This is a genomic window from Oscillibacter sp. (genome assembly GCF_028693505.1).
Taxonomy (GTDB): Bacteria; Bacillota; Clostridia; order Oscillospirales; family Oscillospiraceae; genus Oscillibacter.
The window spans coordinates 1-10,070 of sequence record NZ_JAQUVF010000044.1; the positions used below are offsets into that span (position 1 = coordinate 1).

A 10,070-nucleotide genomic window follows, 5' to 3' on the forward strand; every position below is an offset into this window, starting at 1 on the left:
TTCTACCCGGCAGCCAGCGCCCAGGCACACGCACATTGTGTTACAAAGGAAAAAAACGGCACCCGCAGGCGCCGCTTTCCTCACTCCCAATTTTTAGGAGCATGTTAATTTTCTTCTTGACATTTGCCACGCCGACAGCCCTGATTTTGCGCAAGAAAAAAGAGAGGCATCTGCCTCTCTTTGTCCTATTGGATCAAATCTTCTCCTTGATCTTCGCGCCCTTACCCACGCGGTCACGCAGATAATACAGCTTGGCACGCCGGACGGCGCCGCCGCGAACCACCTCGAAGGTGTCGATGGAAGGAGAATGTACGGGGAAAACCTTCTCCACGCCGATGCCGTAAGAAATGCGGCGAACGGTGACCGTCTCTTCGATGCCGCCGTGCTTCTTTGCAATGACGGTGCCCTCGAAGATCTGGATACGCTCACGAGAGCCTTCCTTGACCTTCACGTGGACACGAACCGTGTCGCCGATCTGGACCAGAGGCGTCTCCTTCTGCAGGGTTTCCTTGTTGAGTTCTTTAATGAGATCCATGGATATTTCCTCCTGATTTATAGGTGTTCATACCGCTTTTCCATGGCACATTGGCATTTTAGCCTGTGCGCGGCAGAGGACCGCCCTTTGTAGCCTGAATAGAATACCATAAACGAGCTGCAATTGCAAGCATAAAATTGCAAAAAGGCGTCAAAAAGCAGGAGAATTTCGAAGGAAATCCTCCTGCTTTTTGACGATTCCTTCATTTCACTGCGAATTTTTCTTCTGGCAGAGCAAGAGATGATCCGCTGTGAGGCAGAGTTCGTTTTTCTGATTGAAAACCTGCACGTTTTCCACCACAAAGCCCTTGTCCGGATGTTTGGGGCTGGGGTACTTTTCCTTGATGCTCACTTTGGAGTGGATGGTATCATTGATAAAAACCGGGCGAATAAAGCGGAGCTTATCATACCCGTAGGAAAATGCCACAGGATTGATGACAGACGCGGTCAGACCCACGCCCACGCTAAACACCAGTGTGCCGTGGGCAATGCGCTGGCCAAACTCCGAGTTCTTGCACCACTCGGCATCCATATGATGGGGAAAGAAATCGCCCGTCTGACCGGCGTGCAGCACAATATCGGTTTCCGTGATTGTTCTGGCCGGGGTCTCCCGCTGCGAACCTACTTCGTAATCTTCAAAATAAATTGCCTGTTCCATTTTTCCGTCCCTTTCTTGGCAAATGATACTGCCAATCCGCCTAAAACCAGTGGGTTTCAGTTTGTCAGCTCATTGTTCCTTCTGGAAATTTTCAGGGCAGCGATACTTTACCGTTTGCAGATGTTCACAGTAGAGGACCAATTCCCCATCGTTTTTGAAAACCTCATAGCTGGCGCGGTAGAGACCCATGTCCTTGTACTTGGGCTGCTTATCCAAATCGGTCTTGACCGTATACAGCGTATCGCCGATGAAAACCGGCTTGATAAAGCGGAGCTTGTCATAGCCGTAGCTGAACGCATTGACGCAGTTGGTTGCCACCAAGCCCAGTCCCACGCTGAACACCATGGCGCCGGCCACGAGACGTCTGCCGAAAATCCCCTCGTTTTTGGCGAAAATTTCATCCGCCACATAGGGATGCATATCCAGCACCATGGCGTTAAACTGCATGCATTCGCCCTCGCTGAGCGTACGTCTGATGGAGCGGATTTGATGCCCTACCTTAATATCCTCATAATACCAGTCTTCCGCGTTCCAGACGGGAATCTCGTCATAATTCTTGTATTCTTTTTCCATGTGTAACACCCTCCTTATGCAGTGCCATTGTGGCATCTCAACTGTTTATTCCTGACGCAGCACCTGATCGAGGTACACCGCGTCGTGCTCTCCAAGCTTCGGTGCCCCCTTGGCGTTATAGTACCGCTCTCCGTCAATGCGTATGGGGCAGCGCAGTGTCCGAACGGGCACACCGTTTCCGGTGATGGCGTCCTGCTCCATCCCCAACACACGGTATCCCTCCGTTTGCAGCAGCTGATCCCAATTCTGCACGTTGGCACACCAAATATCCGCCGGCTCCAGCAGTGAGAGCCAATGCTCCGTGGTCTCTCCCAGCAAATGCCCCACCAGAATGGCTTTGATCTCATCCCGCTTGTCGCTCCAAGAAGCGCTGTCCTGATACGCCAGCAGCGCCGGGCAGTCCAGCAGCTCGCCAAGTCCGGGGATGGGGGTCATGGCGATGGCTAAATACCCGTTCTTGGTAGAATAAATACCGTAGGGTGCGCCAATATAGGGGTTGGCATTATGGACGGCGCTGCGCACCGGCAGCTCGCCGTCATTTAAAAATGCGGTCAAGCCCTCAAACTGAATATCCAGCGCAGCTTCCAGCAAGCTGACCTCCACGCAGGCGCCCTCTCCGGAAACCGCCTTGCGGTACAGACCGCTTAAAACGCCCTGCACCAGCTGCTCACCGGAAACGATATCCGTCACGCCCACGCCCATTGGCAGCGGCGGCTGATTCTGATTTCCGTTCAAAAACGGCAGCCCGGAAACCGACTGCGCCAAAAGGTCCTGCCCGGAACGACTGGCCCAAGGGCCTTCCGCTCCATAACCGGAAATACTGCCATAAACAATCCCGGGATTGAGCGCCCGCACAGTCTCATAATCCAGCCCCAGTCGTTTTGCAACGCCGGGCCGGTAGTTCACCAGCATCACATCCGCTTTCCCAATCAGCTTTTCCAGCATGGGTCGCTGAGCGGCATCCTTCAAGTCCACCGCCAAGCTCTCCTTGCCCCGATTTGCGGCATGGAAGATGGGCTGGTCGCCGTCGATCCGAAGGTTGGAAATGTTCAGGCTGCGATAAAGATCGCCGCCCTCCGGGTTTTCAACTTTCCACACATGCGCGCCAAAATCAGCAAGACGCAGCGCGGCATAGGGTCCGGACAGGTATTGGCAAAAATCCAGCACCAAATAGCCTTCCAATGGTTTCACCGTTCCTCAGCCTCCTTCCCGTCCAGCTGGAAATCCGCAATGATCTTTTCGCCATCCTCACCCAGACGGGGCGCGCCCTTTTGCGTCCTGAGCAATTCCCCATTATAGTGGATGGGACAACGGGTGGTATAAAGCGGGGTGTTGCCGCAGCGGTGGATATCCTGCACAAAGTGCAGCGCCTGAAAGCCGTCACTTTCCGACATCTGCTTCCAGTCCAGCACTTCAGAGGACCAATAGTGCGCCTGATCCAGCAGCGCAAGCCACTCTCCGGTGGTCCTGGTCCGCAGGTGCTCGCACAGGATCTGCTTGATTTCATCCCGCTGCGGAAACCAGCTGTCCGGGTCCGGATAGGCCTGCAGCGCTTCACAGGAGAGGATTTTCCCCACCTCCAGCACAGACCCCATGGAAATGGCAATATAGCCATCCTTCGTCTCGTAAATGCCGTAAGGCGCGCCCACATAGGGGTGGGCATTGTTCACCTTGCTTCGGATGGGCAGCTGATGGTTGCCGTTAAAGTATGTGGTCAGCCCCTCCAGCTGCAAATAAAGCGCGGATTCCAGCAAGGAGACCTCCACCCGGCCGCCGCGGCCGGTTTTTGCGCGGCGCACAAGGCAAGCCAGCACGCCCTCTGTCAGATGGGTGCCGGTAAAGGTATCCACAATGGAGATCCCGAACGGGGTAGGCGGCTGATCGCCGTTTCCGTTCATGTACGCAAGACCGGAAAGAGACTGCACCAGCAGATCCTGTCCCGGTTTGCTCCGCCACGGTCCTTCCGTACCGTAGCCGGTCACAGTGGCATAGACCAACCGGGTATTGAGCGCGCTGGTGCCCTCCCAGTCCAGTCCGAATTTCTTCATCACGCCCGGCCGGAAATTCTCAACGAGAACGTCTGCCTGCGCAACCAGCCGCTTCACCATTTGCAGGTCGTGGGGGTTCTTCAAATCCGCCGCAAAGCTTTCCTTTTCCCGGTTGATTGCCTGAAAATTCACGCTGTCGCCATCGGAAAACATATTCTTCAGGCTCAGATGTCTGCTGTTGTCTCCGGTTTTTGGATTTTCAACCTTGATGACTCTGGCGCCCAGATCGGCAAGCCGCAGCGCAGCACTGGGTCCCGCCAGGTACTGACTAAAATCCAATACCAAAATGCCTTCTAATGGTCTCATCGTTCATTCCCTCTTCAGCTCTCCATGCAGATTTCGCGGTACAGCCCATTTAATGTTTGAACAATTTCTTCACAGGAACAATTTTCCGCTACCTGTTGGTGCAATTTCTCGCCCGCCGCTTCCTGAAAGGTGTTCCAGCGAGCCACCTTCGGACGGAGAAACGCGGTATCTATGGTACGAATGGTATTTTTGAAAAAGTGATGGGTCAGGCGGTTATTTTCCTCGTCCATCCACGCAGACCAGGTGGCGGGCTGGCCGTTCGCGGCAGTATAAATGCCCTTTTGAATGGCGGGAGATGCCAAAAATTCCGCATAGCGCACGGCAGTTTCCAGCTTTTCCGGGGCAATGGCTGCCGAAATCGCAATTCCAACGCCGCCCAGCTGCGTGGAAACAGCGGCGTCGCGGTCTACCAGCGGCGCGTCCCAAAACTCCAGCAGGTGCGGGCGGAAGCCCTCTCTGGAGTAGTTGGTATAACCATACACGTAAGGCGTATAGGCGAACTTCTCATGGTTGGACATCTCATCCAGAATGTGGATGGGATTCATCTCAAAGGTCTCCGGCGCCGAAATTTCCTTTAACTGATAGAGGCGCGCGGCAGCCAGCGCGCCCTTTTGCGGATCAATGCCCCGCTGCATATCAAAATAGTCTTTTCCGCTCAGCTGTGCAACAAGGCCAAAATACGTACTGAAAATGTCGGTGGGGGCCATTGCAACGCCAATTGCTCCGGGCCCCAACCGCTCATGAAGCTGCATGAGCTCAGCAAACGTTTCCGGCGGCGTAGCACCCTTGCGGCGGAAAATTTCCATGTTGGCGGCAGCTACCTGTGTCGCCGCATCCACCGGGAGACCCTGATACGCTCCATTCACGCAGTAGCTTTCCAGACTCTTTCCGACTTCGTCCCCCTCCAACTGCTGCAAATAGCCGGGTGTCAGATGCTCATTCAGCACCACCAGCAGTTTCTCTTGCAGCGCCTCGGCCATAAAGGGATGGTCAATCATAATCAGGTCAAAATCCTGCGCAAGGCGGCTGACGGGATAATCTCCAAAGTCCTTTAAGCTCCGCTTTTTCCAGGACACCTGTACATCCGGATGCTCTTTTTGAAACGCTTCGGAAACCACCAGCAGCGGATCGTATCCGCGGGCATGGTCCCATGTAATTCCTTTTAACTCCATTCGTTATCCTCTCTGCCTACTTCATTAACCACAAGAACTTTGCGCAAGCAGAGCAAACCGTCGAACCCGCAGCAGAGATTTGATAACCAGTATACCATACTCCCCTGCCCGTTTCCACCTCTGCTCAAAAGCGCAAAGAGATGATTCAGCCGGGAGAGGACGCCTGTTTTTCCGCTCCCGGCCGCATCACAATGGATTTATTTCGTCAAATTCTGAATATACCCCAGCAGATCGTGGCGCCAGCCCGCGGTGATGGTGGGGTCCTCGTACAGAGGTGCCACAGAGGCGGCAAACTTGGCCCGCTCCGTGTCGCTCAGGTCAATGATCTCCACGCCGGTTTCCTCCAGCTTGGACATGATGTCCTCGGTGCCGTTCATTTGCAGGTCGTTGTTCATGAGGCCTGCCTCGTCCCCGGCCTCCATCAAAATGGTCTGCTGGTCCGCCGTCAGCGTATCCCACCAGGTCTGGCTGCAGATCCACTGGCTGGGCATCTTTACGTGCTTGGTCAGCGTGACATACTTGGCTACTTCGTGGAAAGCAAGACCGTACAGTGTGGTGAAGGTGTTCTCCAGACCCTCGATGGTGCCCTGCTGCATCGCGGTGTAGCAATCGCCGATTGCCATTGCGGTGGGGGCAGCGCCCATCAGCTCAAAGGCCTTCATGTAGGAGGGGGTATTGGGGGTGCGCAGGATCATGCCCTTCATGTCCTCAAAGGTACGAACCGGCTTGGTGGTCATGATGTTCCGCTCGCCAAACATCCAGTTGGCGGTAACAATATGGATGCCGTTTTCCTCCAGCAGGGCGCTCTCCTCCTGCCACCAGTCGCTGTCCAAAAGCTTCCAGCACTGGTCCCAGCTTTCAAAGACATACGGGGCGGAGACGATGGCCATTTCCGGAGCGCCGTATTCCGCCAGGAAGGACCCGTCGCAGATGGTAATGATCGGCTCCCCCATAATGATCTGGTCGATCAAATCCGTTTTTGACCCCAGCTGGCTGGAGGGAAACAGCTCGATTTCCATGGTGCCGCCGCTTTTTTCCGCAACCAGTCTCTGCCACTCCTCGCCGGCGACGAACACCGGCTCTCCGGGGTTGTTCTCATGGGCAACCTGAATCACGATTTTTTCCGCAGCCGGCTTCGCCGCTTCGCCGCCGGAAGCACTCTGCTCCGAGGAGGACCCGCAGGCCGCCAGGGAAAGGGTCATTGCAAGTGTCAGGAAGGACGCAACTGCTCTTTTCATGTTCATAACTAGATCTCCCTTTTCAGCATTTTACACACGCGTAGCAAATTGAGGGTAAAAGCAAATTCATCCTTTAATGTTTTGGGAAGCACGCTTTTTTATTCTCTGCATCCCCTTGCAAAACATTAAAATCCGAATTCTTCTTGGTCACAATTATATACACGTGTGTCAAATAATACAATTGTAAATTTTTATAGCTTTTTTTGCAATAATCCGTTAATTTTACCAACAGTACCGCAAGTAAAGTCCGAGCAGCTTCAGCAGAACCACAAAGTAGCCGTTAAATAAAGCGCCGTCTTTTTCCCTTCATGGCAAAAGACGGCGCTTTATTTGATACGCGGGTAGCAAATCATTCTGTACTTAAAATTTTAACGCTGTCGCGCTGGATCAGCTCCGCCTCGGAAATCTCATACTCGTGCTGGGGCGTCTCCCCATTTTCGATCAATTCGATCAATCGTGTTACCGTTACCAGTGCAACCCGCTTTCTGGAAATCTGGACCTCTGTAAGCGTCGGCACCGTATATTGAGAGAGGCTGTTGCCGTCAATGCCAATCAGGGAAATATCCTGCGGAATCTGAAAGCCCATGTCGATCACGGCCTGCATGGTACCCATCATCATTGCGGCAGAGCCGGCGCAGATTGCCGTTGGCATGTGGTCCAAATTTCGCTTGAGCAGGCGGCGGGTCGCCTCATAGCCGCCGGACTGACGGTGAAACGCGCCGCATTCCACATAGCGGTCACAATCCAGTGTAAGGCTGGCGCCTCGCATCGCGGCCTTCAATCCCTCCAGCCGCTCCATTGCGCAGATTTTATTTGTCTCGCCGGTAACCATGGCAATCCGCTTGTGGCCGCGCCGGATCAGCTCTTCCCCGGCCATCCTTCCGCACTTGAAATTGTTGTAGTTGACGACCACAACATTCGCCGCAGGACTCTCGGTAATCTGATTGTAAAGCACCATTCTGTACTGTCTGCCAGTCAAATGTTCCAGCAGGGAATCATTCATCCGATCCCCCATGATGATTCCACCAGCGATGCTGCGGTTTTGGAACAAATGCTCCAGTTCGTCCGAATTTTGATGATGTACCACGCGAATCAGCAAATCATACCCGCGGCTATTGGCAATATCAATGGACTGCGCAATATAGTCGTTGTAGAATGGTGTTGTGCAGATGTTATGTTCTTCATAGGTGTCCGCAGTATCTATAATGAAAAGACCGATAATCCGATTTTCTTTTCCGGCCAGCTTTCTGGCGGCAGCGTCCGGCACATAGTTCTGCTCCCGGATCACCGCCTCCACGCGCTCTCTCATCTTATCTGTCACGCCTGCGTGATGGTTCAGCACACGGGATACCGTACTTCTGGAAACTTTTGCAAGTTTCGCAATTTCGCCACTGTTCACGAATTCACCTCCACAGCTTACTCTTTCCGTTTAAAAGTCAGTTTTATTATAGGTTACTTGTTCAAAAAAATCAATCCGAAACCGGTTTCTCTCCGCTCAGATTCACTCTCTATTCCGTCACTGACTAAAAACGATTTTGCTATGGCAGATCCAGTATCCCCCGCGGCATTGAAATTCCTATATTATATACCTGCTTGGCCAAAAGACGTCAATCCTCCGCGCTTCCCAGCAGGTTCCGCCCCGCCGCCGCCAACGCGCCCAGCGCGGCGGGAGCCAGCCACAAACTGCCCCCCGTGCGCCACATCAAATAGCAAATCCCGCAGAAAAGCGCCGCCGCCGTGGCGGCTCCAATCCATCTGGCGGCCCAGTCCCCCATTTCCGGTCCGGCGGCCCACTGCGTCAAAAGGCGCAGCATTCGGCCGCCATCCAGCGGATAAATCGGCAGCAGATTAAATAGCGCCAGCACCAGATTGGCGCCTACCTCGCCGAGCCAGGCCTCCCCCAAACAGGAAAACAGGCACGCAGCCAGCAGATTCGCCCCCGGGCCCGCCAAAACCGTTACCAGCTCTCTTCCATAGGAAAGGCGCCTGCCGTCCACTTCCAAAACCGCGCCCAAAACGCCGAGGCGCAATCCGGTAATTCCGGCGCCAAGACTCCGCAGCGCAATGCAGTGCCCCGCTTCATGAAGCCCTGCCGCCAGCAGCACCGTCCCCAGCAGACGCCAGCCGTTCACCGTCCCAAACCACGCCAGCAGCAGGCAGAAGCCAGGGGAAATTCGCACCGACGCCCTATGCGGCGGAAACATAATAGATGGGATTGAGGTATTTTCCGTCCCGGTGCAGCTCAAAATGCAGATGCGGGCCGGTGGCCATACCGGTCTCCCCCACCTCGGCGATCTTTTGTCCTTCGGACACCGTGCTCCCGGAGGAGACAACGACCCGGCTGCAATGGGCATACAGCGTGGCATATCCCCCGGCATGGTCCACGATGCAGTATTTCCCATAGCTGCTGCTCTCTCCAACCGCTTTTACCGTACCGTCAGCAAAGCAATCCACCTCCGTGCCGGTGTTTGCCGCCAGATCGATTCCGTAATGAAAGCGTTCTTCACCCTCCAGCGGGTGCTCCCGGTAGCCAAATCCGGAGGAGAGCGCGGCAAGCACCGGGGTGCAGTAATCAAAGCCCAGAATTTCCTGCTCCATACTGACGCCTTCCGGAAGGTTCTGGTCTGAATAGAGGACGTAGGCCAGGGTGGATACCTGCGGCTCTTTCACAGATTCCGCTTGGGCAGTCCCGGTAGATTCCGTAGCGGCACTTCCCGCGGTTTCCGTCTTGCTCTCTCCCGTCAGCACCTCTTTACCCGCCCGATATTCCCGCAGCGTGTCCCATGCGGCTGTATCACCGGACGGTAAGTTTTCCATGTAGGCCGTCTCCAGTGCCTCGCCCCCGCCTTCCGGATGAAAGACCGCCTGATAGACTTCCTTTGCGGTCCCATTCAAATCTTCCTCACTGGAAAACGCCCTTCCAACAGCGGAGAAAACCGTCTGAACGTCCATATTCTTCCGCATGGCGTCGGAGAGCCTCTCGTTGATCTGTGCCATTTTACTTGGCAGCAGCAGCTTAGCCGCCACCAGAAGCACAAATACGCTCCCACAGACCACAAACTGCAAAAGTCGCTGCTGTTCCTTGCTTGGCAGGGGCGCATCTTTCGCTCTGGCGGTCTGCCGCGCACCGCTCCGAACGGTCTTGCGCCGTTTTTTTTCTGCTGCAATGGTGCTGATCCTGCGTCCCGCCTGCCGTGAAGTCATAGCTGTCCCTCCCATTCATCACTCTTTTGCATTCTATGTCCGTTTTCCAGCAATATGACCTTGACATTCCCGAAAAAATTCCGTATACTGGATAAGCTGCAATACAGGGCCGCAATAACCGCCGCAGGCAGCAAGTTCTTTCATTTCATACCGGGGTGTAGCGCAGTTGGTAGCGCGCTTGGTTCGGGACCAAGAGGCCGTGGGTTCAACTCCCGCCACTCCGACCACGAATTGACCGAAGTAATGATACATTGCTTCGGTCAATTCTTTTATTTTTCCTATCAAGAAAGCCTGTAATACAAGGCGTTTTCCCCACAGGGGTATTCAAAACGCTTTG

General features: G+C 54.4%; 10 protein-coding genes and 1 tRNA gene. 1 reads left to right on the top strand and 10 read right to left on the bottom strand.

The genetic code is table 11. From position 1 onward, the window contains the following. Positions 1 to 193 precede the first annotated feature (193 nt). The 10 genes from rplS to PHI30_RS09905 all read right to left on the bottom strand — a co-directional run bounded on the left by rplS (position 194) and on the right by PHI30_RS09905 (position 9,733). The gene (gene rplS, locus PHI30_RS09860) at positions 194 to 535 is read right to left on the bottom strand and encodes a 50S ribosomal protein L19 (RefSeq protein ID WP_300027236.1); all 342 of its coding nucleotides are present in this window, start codon (positions 533 to 535) and stop codon (positions 194 to 196) included. Positions 536 to 742: 207 nt separating this feature from the next. Continuing rightward, positions 743 to 1,192: a MaoC/PaaZ C-terminal domain-containing protein gene (locus tag PHI30_RS09865; protein WP_300027239.1), complete on the bottom strand. Its 450-nt coding sequence runs from the start codon at positions 1,190 to 1,192 to the stop codon at positions 743 to 745. A gap of 69 nt (positions 1,193 to 1,261) precedes the next feature. Beyond that, a complete protein-coding gene (locus PHI30_RS09870; protein ID WP_300027242.1) occupies positions 1,262 to 1,765 on the bottom strand; it encodes a MaoC family dehydratase in 504 nt (167 codons plus the stop codon). Positions 1,766 to 1,810: 45 nt separating this feature from the next. Beyond that, entirely contained in the window at positions 1,811 to 2,956 is a 1,146-nt protein-coding gene (locus PHI30_RS09875; protein ID WP_300027245.1) for a CaiB/BaiF CoA-transferase family protein, read from the bottom strand. Further along, complete coding sequence (locus tag PHI30_RS09880) at positions 2,953 to 4,119, bottom strand: CaiB/BaiF CoA-transferase family protein (protein WP_300027247.1); 1,167 nt, start codon at positions 4,117 to 4,119, stop codon at positions 2,953 to 2,955. The genes PHI30_RS09875 and PHI30_RS09880 overlap by 4 nt, the downstream gene beginning before the upstream one ends. Positions 4,120 to 4,133: 14 nt before the next feature. Continuing rightward, positions 4,134 to 5,291, bottom strand: a complete 1,158-nt coding sequence (locus PHI30_RS09885) for an ABC transporter substrate-binding protein (RefSeq protein ID WP_300027249.1) — start codon at positions 5,289 to 5,291, stop codon at positions 4,134 to 4,136. Positions 5,292 to 5,488: 197 nt separating this feature from the next. Then, on the bottom strand, positions 5,489 to 6,535 hold the full coding sequence (dctP, locus tag PHI30_RS09890; protein WP_300027252.1) for a C4-dicarboxylate TRAP transporter substrate-binding protein: 1,047 nt from the start codon (positions 6,533 to 6,535) through the stop codon (positions 5,489 to 5,491). Between the two features lie 343 nt (positions 6,536 to 6,878). Beyond that, positions 6,879 to 7,928 carry a LacI family DNA-binding transcriptional regulator gene (locus PHI30_RS09895; RefSeq protein ID WP_300027255.1) on the bottom strand — a complete coding sequence of 350 codons (1,050 nt, stop codon included), beginning with the start codon at positions 7,926 to 7,928 and terminating at the stop codon, positions 6,879 to 6,881. Between the two features lie 208 nt (positions 7,929 to 8,136). Continuing rightward, positions 8,137 to 8,709, bottom strand: a complete 573-nt coding sequence (locus PHI30_RS09900) for a site-2 protease family protein (RefSeq protein WP_300027258.1) — start codon at positions 8,707 to 8,709, stop codon at positions 8,137 to 8,139. Positions 8,710 to 8,716: 7 nt separating this feature from the next. Continuing rightward, positions 8,717 to 9,733 (bottom strand): M23 family metallopeptidase, encoded by a 1,017-nt coding sequence (locus tag PHI30_RS09905; protein WP_300027261.1) that lies wholly within the window; start codon positions 9,731 to 9,733, stop codon positions 8,717 to 8,719. A 151-nt stretch (positions 9,734 to 9,884) separates the two neighbouring features. On the opposite strand from PHI30_RS09905, the gene PHI30_RS09910 reads away from it, so the two are divergent. Beyond that, positions 9,885 to 9,960 (top strand) — tRNA-Pro (locus PHI30_RS09910). Positions 9,961 to 10,070 lie beyond the last annotated feature (110 nt).